This is a genomic window from Pelagibius sp. Alg239-R121, from assembly GCF_947331435.1.
Taxonomy (GTDB): Bacteria; Pseudomonadota; Alphaproteobacteria; order Kiloniellales; family Kiloniellaceae; genus Denitrobaculum.
On the sequence record NZ_CAMZOF010000001.1, the window covers coordinates 942,876 to 958,782 of the forward strand.

The 15,907-nt window shown below is 57.4% G+C and carries 11 protein-coding genes; 8 read left to right on the forward strand and 3 right to left on the reverse strand.

Annotation, left to right across the window (positions count from 1 at the left end):
- Positions 1 to 5: 5 nt before the first annotated feature.
- Positions 6 to 1,967, reverse strand: coding sequence for an AMP-binding protein (locus QMZ18_RS04160; RefSeq protein ID WP_282604965.1), 1,962 nt, complete (start codon positions 1,965 to 1,967; stop codon positions 6 to 8).
- Between the two features lie 765 nt (positions 1,968 to 2,732).
- On the opposite strand from QMZ18_RS04160, the gene acnA reads away from it, so the two are divergent.
- From acnA to QMZ18_RS04175, 3 genes are all read left to right on the forward strand, one after another.
- The gene (gene acnA / locus QMZ18_RS04165) at positions 2,733 to 5,414 is read left to right on the forward strand and encodes an aconitate hydratase AcnA (protein ID WP_282605594.1); all 2,682 of its coding nucleotides are present in this window, start codon (positions 2,733 to 2,735) and stop codon (positions 5,412 to 5,414) included.
- A gap of 131 nt (positions 5,415 to 5,545) precedes the next feature.
- Positions 5,546 to 6,496 (forward strand): transglutaminase family protein, encoded by a 951-nt coding sequence (locus QMZ18_RS04170; protein ID WP_282604966.1) that lies wholly within the window; start codon positions 5,546 to 5,548, stop codon positions 6,494 to 6,496.
- A gap of 88 nt (positions 6,497 to 6,584) precedes the next feature.
- Complete coding sequence (locus QMZ18_RS04175) at positions 6,585 to 7,409, forward strand: thioredoxin family protein (protein ID WP_282604967.1); 825 nt, start codon at positions 6,585 to 6,587, stop codon at positions 7,407 to 7,409.
- 102 nt (positions 7,410 to 7,511) lie between these two features.
- On the opposite strand, the gene htpG is transcribed toward QMZ18_RS04175, so the two are convergent.
- Entirely contained in the window at positions 7,512 to 9,386 is a 1,875-nt protein-coding gene (gene htpG / locus QMZ18_RS04180; protein WP_282604968.1) for a molecular chaperone HtpG, read from the reverse strand.
- A gap of 123 nt (positions 9,387 to 9,509) precedes the next feature.
- Between htpG and pcm the strand changes: the two genes are divergently transcribed.
- The 3 genes from pcm to QMZ18_RS04195 all read left to right on the forward strand — a co-directional run bounded on the left by pcm (position 9,510) and on the right by QMZ18_RS04195 (position 13,792).
- Positions 9,510 to 10,262 carry a protein-L-isoaspartate O-methyltransferase gene (gene pcm, locus QMZ18_RS04185; RefSeq protein WP_282604969.1) on the forward strand — a complete coding sequence of 251 codons (753 nt, stop codon included), beginning with the start codon at positions 9,510 to 9,512 and terminating at the stop codon, positions 10,260 to 10,262.
- 74 nt (positions 10,263 to 10,336) lie between these two features.
- Positions 10,337 to 13,363 carry a helicase-related protein gene (locus tag QMZ18_RS04190; protein ID WP_282604970.1) on the forward strand — a complete coding sequence of 1,009 codons (3,027 nt, stop codon included), beginning with the start codon at positions 10,337 to 10,339 and terminating at the stop codon, positions 13,361 to 13,363.
- A 6-nt stretch (positions 13,364 to 13,369) separates the two neighbouring features.
- A complete protein-coding gene (locus QMZ18_RS04195; RefSeq protein ID WP_282604971.1) occupies positions 13,370 to 13,792 on the forward strand; it encodes an RNA-binding S4 domain-containing protein in 423 nt (140 codons plus the stop codon).
- A 60-nt stretch (positions 13,793 to 13,852) separates the two neighbouring features.
- Here QMZ18_RS04195 and QMZ18_RS04200 read toward each other — a convergent pair whose 3' ends face one another.
- Positions 13,853 to 14,503: a DUF938 domain-containing protein gene (locus tag QMZ18_RS04200; protein ID WP_322097126.1), complete on the reverse strand. Its 651-nt coding sequence runs from the start codon at positions 14,501 to 14,503 to the stop codon at positions 13,853 to 13,855.
- A gap of 94 nt (positions 14,504 to 14,597) precedes the next feature.
- On the opposite strand from QMZ18_RS04200, the gene QMZ18_RS04205 reads away from it, so the two are divergent.
- A complete protein-coding gene (locus QMZ18_RS04205; protein ID WP_282604972.1) occupies positions 14,598 to 15,065 on the forward strand; it encodes a TerB family tellurite resistance protein in 468 nt (155 codons plus the stop codon).
- A 134-nt stretch (positions 15,066 to 15,199) separates the two neighbouring features.
- On the forward strand, positions 15,200 to 15,541 hold the full coding sequence (fdxA, locus tag QMZ18_RS04210) for a ferredoxin FdxA (protein WP_282604973.1): 342 nt from the start codon (positions 15,200 to 15,202) through the stop codon (positions 15,539 to 15,541).
- The last annotated feature ends 366 nt before the right edge of the window (positions 15,542 to 15,907 follow it).

Below are 15,907 nucleotides of genomic sequence, written 5' to 3' on the forward strand. Positions count from 1 at the left end.
ATTCCTCAGCTTGCCTGCTTCAATGGTTCGGTCGTGGCGTAAGTCTCGGCATCGATGATCTGCAGATTTGCTTTGATCATACCCTTGCGTCCATCCTCGAAGGTGACTTCGGTCTCGATGTCGACCGTTTTGGAGCCGCCGTATAGCCCTTCGACCAGCGGGGCGTACCGATCAGCAATAAAGCTGCGCCGGACTTTTTGCGTCCGGGTCAGTTCACCGTCGTCGGCGTCCAGTTCCTTATGCAGAATGAGGAATCGCTTGATCTGGGCGCCCGAGAGATTGGGGTCGGACGCCAAGTCTCGGTTCACCTGCTCGACATGGGCGGTGATTGTTTTGCTGACGTCCGGATTTTCGGCCAACTCCTGATAACTGGCGTAGGCGATGTTGTTGCGCTCCGCCCAGTTGCCAACGGCCACCAGGTCGATATTGATAAATGCCGCGCAGAAATCCTGGTCGTGTCCAAAGGCTACTGCTTCCTTGATGTCGGGAAAGAACTTCAGCTTGTTCTCGACATACTTGGGCGCCATAAGCGCGCCGCTGTTCAGCCGGCCGACATCCTTGGCGCGATCGATGATTTTCAGGTGGCCATCATCGGCGAAAAAGCCTGCGTCGCCTGTGTGAACCCAGCCATCATCTGTCTTGGTTTCCGCAGTGGCTTCGGGATTTTTATAGTACTCGACGAAAACGCCCGGGCCGCGAAACAGAACCTCGCCGGAATCGGCAATCTTGATATCGACACCCGGCGCCGGTTTGCCGACTGTGTCCGCCTTGATTTCACCGTCAGGTTGGATGGTGATGAAAACAGAAGCTTCCGTGCTGCCGTAAAGTTGCTTCAGATTGATGCCCAGCGAACGATAGAAGTCGAAGATATCGGGGCCGATGGCTTCACCGGCGGTGTAGGCTAGCCGGATGCGGCTGAAACCCAGGACGTTCTTCAGCGGACCGTAGATCAGAACATTCCCCAGAGCGTAGAGGATTCGATCGCTGAAGGAGACCGGTTCGCCGTTCAGGATGGCAATTCCACAACGTTTCGCCACATCCATGAAATACCTGAACATTTTGCGCTTCAGGCTGCTGGCGTCTTCCATGCGGATCAGCACGCTGGTCAAAATGTTCTCGAAAATCCTAGGTGGTGCGAAGAAGTAACTCGGTCCGAGTTCGCGCAGATCGTGCATAACAGTGTCGCCGGATTCGGGGCAGCTGACGCAGAACCCGGCGGCATAGCTTTGACCAAAGGAGAAGATGTTGTCGCCGACCCAGGCCATCGGGAGATAGGCCAGGACTTCTTCGTCGGCCGTCAGGCCTTCGAAAGTCACGCTGTTTTTTGCCGTCTGAAGGACATTGTCGAAGCTGAGGACCACACCTTTCGGACGCCCCGTTGTACCCGAAGTGTAAAGCATGATGGCGGTATCGCTGCCGACGCTTTTGGCAACCTCTGCGTCATAGAAGTCCGGATGCTCATCTGCAAAGGCGCGGCCTCTTTCCTGAACCGCTTCGAAGTTGCTAAGAGAATCTTCGCTGTAGTCGCGCAGACCACGCGCGTCGTCGTAGATGATCTGTTCGAGCCTAGGGCAGCTTTCGCGGATTTCCGTCAACTTGTCGACCTGCTCCTGGTCTTCGACCATGGCGAAGCGTACTTCGGCGTGCTCGATGACGTAGGACATCTCTTCAGCCACCGAATCCTGATAGACGGGGACTGGGATCGCGCCGATAGCTTGTGCAGCGGTCATGGTCCAATAGAGCCGTGGCCGATTATCGCCGACAATCGCGATCTTATCACCACGCGTCAGTCCCATCGCGGCGAGCCCGCAGGCGAGAGCCTTGATCTCTTCGGCTACCTCGAGCCAGGTCCAGGCCTGCCAGATGCCAAACTGCTTTTCACGGATCGACGGTTTGTCACCGCGTGTTCGCGCATGATCGATCAAGAGTTTGGGAAAGGTGTCCAGATTCGAGCCAGCTACGTTCATCCAAGCCATCCTGTTGGGAGACCGGAACGGCATAGTCGCCGCACGCCGGATGAGGTCGAGGCATTTTCCCCGAAAAGGCGTAGTGAATTTTGCGCCGCTACGCCGGCCTCCCGCAATTTGTTTGTAGTCACATGTTTGGTTAGTGACTTTGTGTCAACGCGGAACAGGTAAGTTGATTCTCGGGCACAGGTCAAGAGCTAGTCGCATGTCGTGAATTTCTTTGGACATGCATACTCGTTTATAGGGTTTTTGCTTCTGATCGTGCAATCGTAGCAGCAAGAAAACCTAAATTCGATTCGCGATACAGGATTGATATTCCATAATAAGATATAGTTTCATCGGTAACTAACTGATCGCAATATCTTTCTATCGAATTGTAGTTGTGTGCAGCGCAGTGAGGTCGACGGGGTGACAGGTGGGTGCACTTGAGGGCCCTAAAATGCGCAGTTTCCCGAAATTCAGGGATATCGCGGAATTGTGATGTAGCGGTCTGGCCGCGGTGCCTCGCATATGATCTTGAAATTTGTCTTTTTGGTTCAAATGGGCCGGGGTCATGGTGCAGTGCACATGCATATGGCCCACAGCGTTAAATCCATACCTTTCCGGTATTTCTCGCACTGCGGTATTGGTTTCTTCACGACGTGAGACTATGTTGTGCGCGCATTTCGATGGCGGTTGTGCGGGAGGTCGGAGGTGGATCTTGCCCGGGCAGCTTTTCGCCGTTTCGAAGAAGACCAAACCAGCGAATTTGAATGGAGGCTGTCCATGGCCCTTGGCAATGACTCCCTGAACACCCGCCGCACTCTCTCTGTCAGTGGAAAAACCTACGATTATTTCAGCCTGGAGGCTGCGTCCGAGGCGATCGGCGATATCTCGCGGCTGCCCTTTTCGCTGAAGGTTCTGTTGGAGAACTTGCTGCGCTTTGAGGACGGCCGGACCGTGTCGGTGGACGATATCAAAGCCTTGCCCGCGTGGCTGGCTGACAAACGTTCGGACAGGGAAATCGCCTATCGCCCGGCACGGGTTCTGATGCAGGATTTTACGGGTGTCCCTGCGGTCGTCGATCTGGCTGCCATGCGCGCCGCGATGACCAAGCTGGGTGGCGATCCGAAGAAGATCAATCCGCTTTCGCCTGTCGATCTGGTGATCGACCACTCGGTGATGGTTGATTCCTATGGCGGACCGGATGCCTTTAAGAAGAACGTGGAACTGGAGTTCGAGCGTAACGGAGAGCGCTATTCCTTCCTGCGCTGGGGGCAGACCGCCTTCGATAACTTCAGAGTCGTGCCGCCGGGAACCGGTATTTGCCATCAGGTGAACCTGGAAAACCTGGCGCAGGTTGTTTGGACTAAGGACGAGGGCGGCAGCACCGTTGCCTATCCCGACACACTGGTTGGAACGGACAGCCACACGACCATGGTCAATGGCCTGTCGGTCCTCGGCTGGGGAGTCGGCGGCATCGAAGCCGAAGCTGCCATGCTCGGCCAACCGGTCTCCATGCTGATCCCTGAAGTGATCGGTATGAAGTTGACCGGGAAGCTCAAGGAAGGCACGACAGCGACTGACCTGGTGCTCACGGTCACTCAGATGCTGCGCGCCAAAGGTGTTGTCGGCAAGTTCGTTGAATTCTACGGCGCCGGTCTGGATCACCTGACGCTTGCCGATCAGGCGACCATCGGCAACATGGCGCCGGAATACGGCGCGACCTGCGGCTTCTTTCCGATTGATGAAGAAACCATCCGTTACCTCCGCTTCACCGGGCGTGACGAAGATCGTGTGAAATTGGTGGAAGCCTATGCCAAGGCACAGGGTATGTGGCGCGACAGCACTACGCCGGACCCGGTCTTCACCGATAGCCTGGAACTGGATCTCAGCACGGTCGAGCCCAGCCTGGCAGGACCGAAGCGTCCGCAGGACCGTGTGGCCCTGAGCGCATTGGGCGCCGAATCTACCAAAATCGTTCAGGCTTCGGTCGGTGCGGACATCTCTAAAGGGACGCCTGTCGAAGGCAGGGACTACAGCCTGAACCACGGCGACGTGATGATCGCCGCGATCACCAGCTGTACCAACACTTCGAACCCCAGTGTCCTGATTGCCGCTGGTTTGGTAGCCAAGAAGGCACGCGAAAAGGGACTTTCCGTGAAACCCTGGGTCAAGACCTCCCTGGCGCCGGGCTCCCAGGTCGTGACCGACTACCTGAAGGCCGCAGGCCTGCAGAGCGAACTTGACGCTCTGGGCTTCGATCTGGTCGGTTACGGCTGCACGACCTGCATTGGTAACTCTGGCCCCTTGGCCGACGAGCATGTCGCTGCGATCGATGACGGCGACCTCCATGTTGCCGCCGTGCTGTCGGGCAACCGCAACTTCGAAGGCCGTGTCAGCCCGCAGACGCGCTTGAATTATCTTGCGTCCCCGCCCCTGGTGGTCGCATACGCCTTGGTTGGTAATGTTACCGCGGACCTGCTGAATGATCCGTTGGGAACCGGCAGCGACGGCGAACCCGTCTACCTGAAGGACGTCTGGCCGAGCAATCACGAGGTCGAGGCGCTGATGGGCACCTCGCTGACACCGGAAATGTTCCGGGCCCGGTACGACAATGTCTTCGAAGGTCCAGAAGAGTGGCAGGGCATTCAGACTGCCGCCAGCATGACCTACAGCTGGCAGTCAGGCAGCACTTACGTACAGTATCCACCGTTCTTCGAGGATATGGAGGCAGAACCGGGTGCGCTGAGCGATTTCGTCGGTGCCCGCTCACTTGCGATGCTGGCAGACTCTGTGACGACCGATCACATTTCACCGGCCGGTGCGATCAAGAAAGAAAGCCCGGCAGGCTCCTACCTGCTAGAGCATCAGGTCCGTCCGATCGACTTCAACTCCTACGGCTCGCGCCGCGGCAATCACGAGATCATGATGCGCGGAACCTTTGCCAACATCCGCATCAAGAATGAATTGGCGCCGGGCACCGAAGGCGGCGTGACCAAGCATCAGCCGAGCGGCGAAGTGATGCCGATTTACGACGCGGCCATGAAGTATCAGGCTGACGGTGTGCCGCTGATCGTTGTGGGCGGCAAGGAATACGGCACCGGCTCATCTCGTGACTGGGCTGCAAAGGGCACGCGCCTTCTGGGTGTCAAAGCGGTCATCGTGGAAAGCTTCGAGCGCATTCACCGATCGAATCTGGTTGGAATGGGTGTCCTGCCCCTGCAGTTCAAGGACGGCATGAATCGCCAGACGCTCGGACTGAACGGCAGCGAAACATTCGACATTGTCGGGGTTGCCGGCGGCATTACGCCACGCATGGATGTGACCTGCCATATTCACCGGGCGGACGGCAGCAGCGAAGAGATTCAGTTGCTGTGTCGGATCGATACCGCGGACGAGGTCGAGTATTACCGTAATGGCGGCATCCTGCATTACGTTCTGCGGAACCTGATGAAGGCGGCTTAACCGTCTTACATGACTGTTAGTAATAAGGGGCGCTTCAGGGCGCCCCTTTGCTTCGTGTGCGTTGCATTTTGCCCGTTGTGCTGTGCAGCAGCGGCCGGTTCGCGTAGACTACTCCGTCTTTCGACAACGCCATGGCTCCTCCGTCGAGGCTCGACAAAGCGCTGGATCGCACGATCATGCCCAAGCTCATCGTGAATCATAACACCGTCTATCGCTATCGGCAGCCGGTCGGCTTCGGCGATCATCGCCTGATGGTCCGGCCACGCGACAGCCATGATATGCGGGTTATCGATACGGCGTTGACCATTTCGCCAACTGCCGAAATTCGTTGGATGCACGACGTTTTTTCCAACTCGATCGCGGTTGCCCACTTCGAAGACCAGGCGGATGAACTTCGTTTCGAGAGCCGGATCGTGATCGAGCACTTCGGTCTGGATACGCCAGTCTTCACGCTTGACGAATATGCGCAGACTTTCCCTTTTTGTTATGACGCGGACGAAGCCGCCGATCTGGGTCGATGCGACGAACGTCACTATCCTGATCCTCAGCGCCGGATCGACACCTGGGCCAGGGGTTTTCTCGAACGCGGGCTGAACAGCAGAACCCAGGAGGTTCTGTTTCAGATCAATCTGGCGATAAACCGGCAATTCAGCTATCAGCGCCGTTATAGCGTTGGCGTTCAGACGCCGGTCGAAACCTTGAATCTCGGCAGCGGCACCTGCCGGGATCTTGCCGTATTCATGATGGAAGCCGTGAGATCTCTGGGCTTCGCGGCCCGTTTTGTCTCCGGGTACCTCTATGATCCCACGCTCGACCCAAATGCCGGCGAGACCGAAGTAAACGAGCCAGTGCGCGGCGCCAGTGCAACCCATGCTTGGGTTCAAGTGTACCTGCCTGGTGCCGGTTGGGTCGAATACGACCCAACCAATGGGCTGGTGGGCGGCGCAAACCTCATCCGGGTTGCCGTGGCGCGGGATCCGGCACAGGCCGTCCCCCTGCAAGGGACCTTCATTGGGCCAAGCGATGCATTTGCGGAAATGGAGGTCGAGGTCGAGGTTTTGTCCGACGATACATCTTCATAGAAATTAACGATGTTCCGCTGATTCGGGGGTTGGGTATTCACCCTAACGTGATTCGCCTGTGACCTTCCGCGGCCCCTAATCTGAAGCTATGAAAACAATACCTGCATGGCTGGTTGCCGGGGCTTTTGCCGTTGTTGTCGCGGGCGTGAGTTGGCATGCCGCCACGCTTCAGGCTGGGCCTTCGAAAGCAACCGCAGAGACCAAAGGGAGCACAGTTCCGCTCCAGTTGGCCGCCGACGAATCCGGTGTGAAGCGCCCGGTTGTTGTTGAACTTTTCACATCACAGGGCTGCAGTTCCTGTCCGCCTGCCGATAAGCTTCTGGGTGAATTGGCTGATCAGCCTGGTGTTATCGCACTTGCTCATCACGTGGACTACTGGGACTACATCGGCTGGAAAGATCCCTTCGCCCGTCCAGAGGCCACCGAGCGTCAACGCCGCTATTCGCAGCATCTGGGCACTCGCTTCATCTATACGCCTCAGATGGTGATCAACGGTCAGATCGATGTGGTCGGCTCGCGCCGCGCCCAAGTCATCAGCTCAGTGACAGCCGCGCAAACGAGCGGCGAGGCTTTGGCGATTGAAGTTGATGACAGTTCTGTCATGGCAAAGGTGACCATCCCAGCCGGGGAGGCACCCGAGCAGGGCGCAACGATATGGCTGGCTGTCTTCGACGATGAGCAAAAGACCGATGTGCAACGTGGCGAGAATTCTGGACGAGAGCTGGTTGATGCCAACGTGGTTCGCGAGTTTGTCTCGCTGGGCACTTGGAAAGGTCAAGCGATGGAGCTTTCAGTCGATCTGGCCGGTGCCATTGCCGACGGCCGGGGTGGCTGCGCGATTATCGTCCAGGAAGGCCGGGCCGGAAAGATCTTGGGCGCAGCACTGATGAACCTCGGCGGCGCTCCTTCTTAAGTAACGCAGCTTAATCAGGCGGGGCTGGTTTGAAAAAAAACCGGGATGCAGCGAAAAAGCGCATCCCGGTATTTCTTTGACGTGAAGCAAATAGACGTTGCTCTAGGCCAAACCCTTTTCCACCAGCGTTGAGAGACGGCGTGCGAAGGCGACTGGATCCGGCAGGCTTTCACCCTCTAAAATGCGCGCCTGATCCAACAGCAGGCCGGCCGCATCTTCCAACTCATCGCCGACACCGTCCTTGCCGATGCGCTTGGCAAGTGCCACGACCAGACTATGCTTGGGATTAATCTCCAACACGCGCTTGGCGCTCGTGTCGAGTTGCTTATGCTGTTTTAGGATCCGTTCGAGGTTGATGTCGATGTCGCCTTCGTCCGCAACCAGGCAAACAGCGCTTTCAGTCAGACGCTCGGAAGCCCGGACGTCCTTGACCTCGTCCTTAAGAGCCAGCTTCACGAAAGCTATGAGTGAGTCGACGTTGGTATCGCCATTGTCACTCTCGTCCTTTTCGTCCTTTTCGCTTTTGTCTTCAGCCCCGATCTTACCGAGGTCCGCGCCACCACGGGTCACTGACTTGAAACTTTTGCCTTCAAAGTTCGGCACCGAAGTAATCCAGAATTCGTCGACTGGATCGCTGAACAGAAGAACTTCTACGCCCTTTGCCGCAAAGCCCTCAAGCTGTGGACTGCGCTTGATGTTGTCGGCGTCTTCGCCGCTGATGTAGTAGATCGACTCCTGGCCTTCTTTCATGCGGCCGATGTAGTCGGCGAGGGTTGTGGTGCCCTCGGCAACGGTAGAGCGGAAGCGTGCGAGCTTCAGCAGGGCATCGCGCTGTCCGTCATCCTCGTAGATGCCTTCCTTTAAGACGGCGCCGAAATCGGTCCAGAAGGTTTCGAAGGCCTCTGGGTCCTTGTTCGCTTTCTTGGTCAGCTCCGAGACCACGCGCTTGGCGACACCGTTACGGATCTTGGTCAGCAAAGGATTGTGCTGCAGCATTTCACGGCTGATGTTAAGTGGCAGGTCCTCCGTGTCGATCACGCCGCGCAGGAACCGCAGGTAAGGCGGAATGAGTTCGGCGCAGTCGTCAGTAATGAAGACGCGCCGCACGTAAAGCTTCACGCCGTGCTTGCGGTCCGGATGGAACAGATCGAAGGGCTTGCTGGCCGGAATGAACAGCAGGCCGGTGTATTCGATCATGCCTTCAGCCTTGAAGTGCATGCGCTCCCAGGGTTCGTCGAAGGCGTGGGCAACGTGGTGATAAAATTCGGTGTACTGCTCGTCGGTGATCTCGGATTTGGATCGGGTCCAGATGGCCGATGCCGTGTTCAGCGCTTCTGCTTCCTTGTCATCTTCGGAAAGCGAGATGGGAATTGGAATGTGATCTGAGTAGGTCTTGACGATGCCGCGCAGGCGCATGGGATCGGAGAATTCTTCCTGATCGTCGCGCAGGTGAAGGGTGATCCGGGTACCGCGCGCGGGTGCGTCGTCGGTTTCGCCGATGGTGAACTCGCCCCGGCCGTCCGAAATCCAAGCCCAGCCCTGGTCTTCACCTGCCTTGCGGCTTGCCACCGACACCTGGTCTGAGACCATGTACGCGGAATAGAAGCCAACACCGAACTGGCCGATCAGATTGGTTCCGTCCTGCTTGCCGTCGAGCTGGTCCATAAAAGCGGCCGTGCCGGAACGGGCAATGGTGCCCAGGTTTTCCACCAAGTCCTCGCGGTTCATCCCGATACCGTTGTCCGAGATGGTCAGGATCTTGGCATCTTTGCTGAGGCTCAGCTCGATTTTAAAGTCCGGATCGTCGGCGATAAGTTCGGGTTGCGTCAACGCGGCATAACGCAAGCGGTCGCAAGCGTCCGATGCATTCGAAATCAACTCCCTCAGAAAGATCTCTTTGTTCGAGTAGAGGGAGTGGGCGACGATATCCAAAAGCCGCGAAACTTCAGCCTGAAAGCTTAACTTTTCTTCCGACATAAACCTTGTTCCAGTGGTGTTTTAGAGTTGTTGGGTCACGACCGACTGTTGTGACTAAGGGTTTCATATGTCGTAATGGCACCGCGGTTGCAAGTCCTGCGAACAGCGTTGGAGGGCCGAGACTTGGAAGCGACCGACAAAGGTCGGGTCGAGGAACGCGTGGCCATGGTACGTGTCGTTGCGGCCGACGCGGTCGAAACGTCGGCATGGCTCGGCAAAGCCGCTCTGGCTCCGGAAGTCGTAGCGGCAATGAAAATGGTCCCGCGTCACCGCTTTGTACCTGAGGAATGCCAGGTGTTGGCTTACGCCAATCGCCCACAGCGCATCGGTTACGGACAAACAATTTCCCAACCGTTTATCGTCGCATTGATGAGCGATATGGCAGCGGTGAGAAAAGGCGATAGAGTGCTGGAGATCGGCACCGGCTGCGGTTACCAGTCGGCAATGCTGGCGGAGCTGGGAGCAGAGGTTTATTCGGTCGAGCGTATTCCCCAGTTGGCTGCATCGGCTCGAGACCGCTTGGATGGCTTGGGTTACGGCGAAGCGATCCATATCCTCGCGGGCGACGGCGCCAAGGGCTGGCCTGAACATGCGCCCTACGACAGCATCGTGGTGACGGCGACCACCAACCCTGCGGTGGTTGCAGAGTTGCTCAAACAGCTGGCGCCGGGCGGCCGCATGGTAGTGCCCGAGATTCAAGAGGCCGGGACTGGAGACAACAAAGGCGCGGGCATTTTGGGCCTGGCCCGTTGGCTGGCGGTCGAACCTGAAACCGATCTCTGCCTGATCACCAAGGATGAAAAAGGTGTCTGTACTCACATGCGTTTACTGCCTGTTGCCTTTGTTCCCCTGGTGGAAGGAGATCCGGCCGATTAACACCGCTGAGTGAAATCTCCATGAGATTCGTTATCTCACTTGCATAGCGGGCACGCGCGAACGATCTTTTGTCCATGTTTCATCAGTCAAATAACCGGTCAGATAGCCGGATCGTCGCCGTTTTGGGCTCGACCAATACCGGCAAGACCTATCTCGCCATTGAACGCATGCTTGGCCATCACTCCGGGATGATAGGCTTTCCCTTGCGTTTGCTCGCGCGTGAGAACTACGACCGCGTCGTGAAAATAAAGGGTGCCGCCAAGGTTGCGCTGGTTACCGGCGAGGAGAAAATCGTTCCGCCGGGCGCCGTCTATTTCATGTGTACGGTTGAATCCATGCCGGTCGACCGGGCCGTCGACTTTCTGGCGATCGACGAGATTCAGCTTTGCGCGGATTCCGAACGCGGACACATTTTCACCGACCGGCTGTTGCATGCCCGCGGCCGGAACGAGACGATGTTCCTCGGCGCCGAGAGCATGCGACCGTTAGTAAAAAAGCTGGTACCGGATGCAGAGTTTGAACAGCGACCGCGCTTTTCGAAACTGAGCTATGCCGGTGAGAAAAAGATCACCCGTCTACCGCCACGCTCGGCCGTCGTCGCCTTTTCGGCAACCGAGGTTTACGGTATGGCCGAATTGTTGCGTCGTCAGCGCGGTGGAACTGCGGTGGTTTTGGGTGCTCTGAGCCCGCGAACCCGAAATGCACAGGTCGGCATGTTTGAGGCCGGCGAAGTTGATTATCTGGTTGCGACAGATGCCATTGGAATGGGCCTGAATCTCAACCTCGACCATGTTGCCTTTGCAAAGTTGCGCAAGTTCGACGGCCGCAATCCGCGCCGTCTGACGGCTGCGGAGATCGGACAGATCGCGGGCCGGGCCGGGCGGCATATGAATGACGGCACGTTCGGGACGACCGCGGATGCCGGGCCTCTGCCGGCTGAAGTGGTCGAAGTAGTTGAGAGTCATAATTTTGATATGTTGCGCCATGTCTTCTGGCGCAGCCGCGATCTAGACATGAGTAATCCGTCGGCGCTGCAAAAGAGCCTGCAGCAACGTCCACCCCTGTCCGAAATGTTACGTGTTCGGGATTCGGAAGATCTGGCGGCATTGATCAGTTTGAGCCAGGACAAGGAAGTGCTGGAGCGTGCGAACAATCCCGCGGCAATGCGGCTCCTCTGGGATGTCTGTCAGGTGCCCGATTTTCGCAAGATCCTATCTGACCATCACAGCCGTTTGTTGGGCCGGCTCTTCAAGTACCTTGCCTCTGACGAGGCACGCCTGCCCGATGACTGGGTCGCCGGTCAGATCTCACGGATCGACCGGATCGACGGAGATATCGATTCGTTGGTTTCCAGAATTGCCGACATCCGAACCTGGACCTATATTTCGCATCGCGGCGACTGGTTGGAAGACGCCGCAAGCTGGCAGCAGAAGGCGCGTGCTATCGAAGACCGCTTGTCCGATGCTCTTCACGAACGGCTTACACAGCGTTTCGTGGACAAAAAGGCAATGGTATTGGCGCGCCGTAAAGAGGGAGAAAGACCATTGGCAGCTATAGTAGCCAGCGGTGAGGTTATGGTCGAGGGTGAGTCGCTCGGCCGGTTACGCGGGTTTCGTTTCGATCTCGACGAGGCGGTGTCGCCTGATCATGCACGCGCGTCGCTTGCTGCCGTGCGCGATGTTCTGGCGACTGAGATCCCACAGCGCATCCTGAAGTTCGAACAGGACAACGACGGCAGCTTTCTGCTGGACCGTGATGGCAATCTGACCTGGCGCGGCGCCGGCGTTGGCCGCATTGCCGCCGGTGAGACGATTTTGACCCCCAATGTTGAGGTTGCACCGAGTGAATATCTGGATGGGCCGGGGCGTGAGCGCTTGCGTCAACGCCTTGTCGCTTGGCTGACCCGGCATCTGCGGGCTCAATTAAAACCGCTCTTCGGCCTCGACGGGTCCGAGTTGAGCGGCTCTGCCCGTGGGGTCGCCTATCAGATGATCGAGGCTCTTGGTCTGATTCCCCGCCATGCGGTTGCCCGCCAGATCGCCGACCTCTCAAAAGCCGACCGCAAGGCTCTGTCGGATCTGGGCGTGCGGATCGGGCGGGAGAGCATCTTCATGCCGGCCCTACTCAATCCCAAGACGGCGGGGCTGCGGGCGGTTCTTTGGGGAACCTTTGCCGGCGTTGCCATGGCCGATCTTAAGGGATTGCCCTTGTTAAAAACGCCTGCGGAGCCTGAAGTGGTTGCGGCGAAAGAGTCGGTAACCGAAGAGCCTGCCTCTGAAAAACCCAACGAGGAATATTTAGCGGCAGCTGTTACGGAGAGTACCGCAGCCGAATCTTCAGAAGGCGCGCCGGAAGAACCTGTCGCGGAACTGTCCGTCAGTGGCGGAGATTTGGCCAAGCCTGAGACGGAGTCGGCGCCTGCGCCGAGCAAGGAAGCGGAGTTCAATCTGCCGGAGGACGGTTTGCTGGCGCGGGGCGATCGGCGTTCGGCACGTTTCTTTCAGGCGATTGGTTTTCGCCGTTTCGCCAACCGCTCCGGCGATGCGGTGCTTATGAAAGCCGATGCGCTGGAACGGGTCTCAAACGAAGCTCACAAGCTGGCCAAAGAAGGTGCGTTTGCCATCACCGATGGCCTGAAGTCACGCGGGAAATGTGGGAATGCGCTGCTCGAGATTCTGCTACCCGCGATCCGCTTCCAGAGCAGGCGGGTGGAAGACGGGACCGTGACCTTCGTCAGGAGGAGCAGAAAGCCCGAGATTGGCAAAGAAGGCGAAACTGAAGGCAGGCCCGGAAGGCGTAGCACAGGAACGCCTCAATCAAAGGCTCTCTCCGGAGCTGTTGCGGTGCAGACCACCGAGGGTGAAAACGCCAACAGCAGACGTGCTCACAAGAGTAAGTCCGAGGGTGCGGGTGCAAAGCCGCCGGGGAGGAACCGGGGCGCGAAGTCTCAGTCAGGCAGCCGGAAACCGGGCGCCAACAAGTCGACTCACACCAAGTCGGGCAACAGCAATGCGGGAAATAAACGAAGTTCGAAGCCCGCGGCGCGCATGGATCCTGACTCTCCCTTTGCTGTCCTGCGTAACATGTCCTTCAGTAAGTAGGCCGCGATGGTCCGATCGCAGAACGACAGGGGTGGAACGGCGTCGGACGAGACCGAGGCCTTGAGGATCGACAAGTGGCTGTGGTTCGCGCGTTTCTTTAAGTCGCGAAGTCTTGCGTCGCAGTTTTGTGGTGCCGGGCGGGTGCGTATTGCCGGGAATATCGTCGGCAAGGCAAGCCACATGGTTCGGGTCGAGGACATCTTGACCTTTCCTCTGAGGGACCGGGTTCGCGTGATCAAGATTGTCGCCTTAGGGAGCCGACGCGGCCCGGCCCGTGAGGCTGTACTGCTCTACGAGGATCTTTCACCTGAGACAGTGAAACCAACTGGTGACAGTGATTCCACGGCCGGGGTTGCAGAACGCGAGCCGGGTAGTGGCCGTCCGACCAAGCGAGAGCGCCGGCATCTGGACCGACTGCGCGAGAACTGATCTGGGTAGAGAAGTCATAATCTGCGATGGCTTTGAACGTGTTTTGCCAGGGCGGCTAAATTATGAGCCCTCGACCAATGCGCCGTACTCGAAAACGAGTGTCAGGTTGTTGCTCGGCATCTCGATAATTTCGGGAGTTTGGAAGCCGTGTTTGAGCGCTTCCTCGGTCACCACTTCAAGTTCACGGACACCCCAATCTGAATTCTGGCTGCGCAGAGAGTGATCGAAGGCTTCGTTCGATGGTGCGGTATGCGCGCCTCCGCGTTTGAAGGGACCGTAAAGGCAGAGTTTTCCGCCGGGCTTTAGATGACGGGCCGCCCCGCTAAGCAGTCCGAGAGTTGCCGCCCAAGGGGCGATGTGAATCATGTTCGCGCAAAATACGGCATCGACGGGCTCAGGAGACTCATCGGGACTCATCCATCGGGAAGCCGTAACGTCGATGTCCATTGGTAGCGGCAGGGTCAATTTGGCGTGCGCAGCATGAGATGCGATAGATTGTCGCAGGTCAGGGTTCGGGTCACTGGTTTGCCAAGTAAGTCCGGGCATATGTTGAGCCAACCAAACTGCATGCTCGCCGGTTCCGCTAGCAATTTCCAGTACCTTGCCCCGCGCCGGCAGCAGATCAGACAGTACTTTGAACAAGGGTTCTCGGTTTCGCTGCGTCGCTGGGGCAAAGCGTCTGAAGTCGGGCGCTTGCTCGCTTTGGATCACGATCTACAAATCCTTACTTTACCAAGGGTTGCTACGATCAGGTCGCGCATGATAGGCACAGCGCTCAGTTTGGATTATCTACGCGACATTGGCCGTGATTGAAAGATTGAAGGCCCTTTTGATGGGCAAGGGCGACGGCGGTCTGACCACCAGCCAAGATCAGGATACGCTCCAGGTTGCGGCGGCGGCCCTGCTGGTTGAGGCTGCCTTGATGGACGAGACCTTTGACGATCGTGAGCGGGCAACGATTGAGCAACTTCTGACTGAGCGTTTCGAGCTTTCGGCGGGTGAAGTGACTGCGCTGTTGGACGAAGCGAAATCCGAGGTCGAGCAATCGAGCCAACTCTTCGGTTTTACTCGCATTGTGGCTGACAGCTTTGACAATGATCAGCGTGTCGAACTGGTGGGAATGCTTTGGCAGGTGGCCTATGCGGATGGCGAACTGCATGACTTTGAGGCAAGTTTGCTGCGTCGGCTCGCCGGATTGCTGCACGTCTCGGATTATGACAGCGGCCGCGCCAGACAGGCCGCGAGAGCAAAGCTTGTTCAACAGGACGAGTAAAAACGATAACTGAGGTAAATGAGCGGCGCATTCCATGCAATGAGTGAGGCGCTGTTTGAACTAGAACTTACGCGGAAAGAGACGCGGCGCCGGGGCGGGTAAAAATCCAGGTGTTGTCGGCGAGGAGACCAGAAATGACCTACATCGTGACCGAGGCCTGCATCAGGTGCAAATACATGGACTGCGTGGAAGTTTGTCCGGTGGATTGCTTCTACGAAGGCGAAAATATGTTGGTCATTCATCCTGACGAGTGCATTGATTGCGGCGTCTGCGAACCTGAATGCCCGCCCGAAGCAATTTTGCCCGACAGCGATACCGAGGCCGAGAAGTGGCTCGAACTGAACCGTGAGTACAGTGAAACCTGGCCGAATATTACGCGTAAAGGCGATGCGCCGGCCGATGCAGATGAATTTCGCGAGCAGACTGGCAAATTCGAGAAGTTTTTCAGTACGGCTCCAGGTAATACGGACGGCTGATTATTGAATTTCTGCGTGCAGACTATTGCGGCTCTTTCGCATTGCCGCGGTGCATAAAGCAGGCGCAATGCCGCCCGGCAGGGCTGGATTGCAGAAAATTCAGAGCTATGCTGCGGCGCAACAGTTGTTTTGACGGCCTAAATATAGTATAAAGTATTTGCAACACATTGGCGCTTGACCGATGTGTTGCAAACCAACCTCGACACTCGGCGTGTTTCAGCGCCTGAGTTGTTCGGGGTTGAATTTTGCATGTTAAGACCGAACGGCAGTGATCGATGATTATGGATCCTTCCGTTCCGCGCCGCGCCTCCGCACGCGCTGCTCTGAAATGCAGGCTTGCTTCAGGGCGCAGTTGCCCAGGTAGTG

Excerpts from the sequence above, each read along its gene's own strand:
- QMZ18_RS04160 (WP_282604965.1), bottom strand. The coding sequence starts at position 1,967 with ATGAACGTAGCTGGCTCGAATCTGGACACCTTTCCCAAACTCTTGATC.
- htpG (WP_282604968.1), bottom strand. The coding sequence starts at position 9,386 with ATGTCGGAAGAAAAGTTAAGCTTTCAGGCTGAAGTTTCGCGGCTTTTG.
- QMZ18_RS04170 (WP_282604966.1), top strand. The coding sequence starts at position 5,546 with ATGGCTCCTCCGTCGAGGCTCGACAAAGCGCTGGATCGCACGATCATG.
- QMZ18_RS04195 (WP_282604971.1), top strand. The coding sequence starts at position 13,370 with ATGGTCCGATCGCAGAACGACAGGGGTGGAACGGCGTCGGACGAGACC.
- QMZ18_RS04175 (WP_282604967.1), top strand. The coding sequence starts at position 6,585 with ATGAAAACAATACCTGCATGGCTGGTTGCCGGGGCTTTTGCCGTTGTT.
- acnA (WP_282605594.1), top strand. The coding sequence starts at position 2,733 with ATGGCCCTTGGCAATGACTCCCTGAACACCCGCCGCACTCTCTCTGTC.
- fdxA (WP_282604973.1), top strand. The coding sequence starts at position 15,200 with ATGACCTACATCGTGACCGAGGCCTGCATCAGGTGCAAATACATGGAC.
- QMZ18_RS04190 (WP_282604970.1), top strand. The coding sequence starts at position 10,337 with ATGTTTCATCAGTCAAATAACCGGTCAGATAGCCGGATCGTCGCCGTT.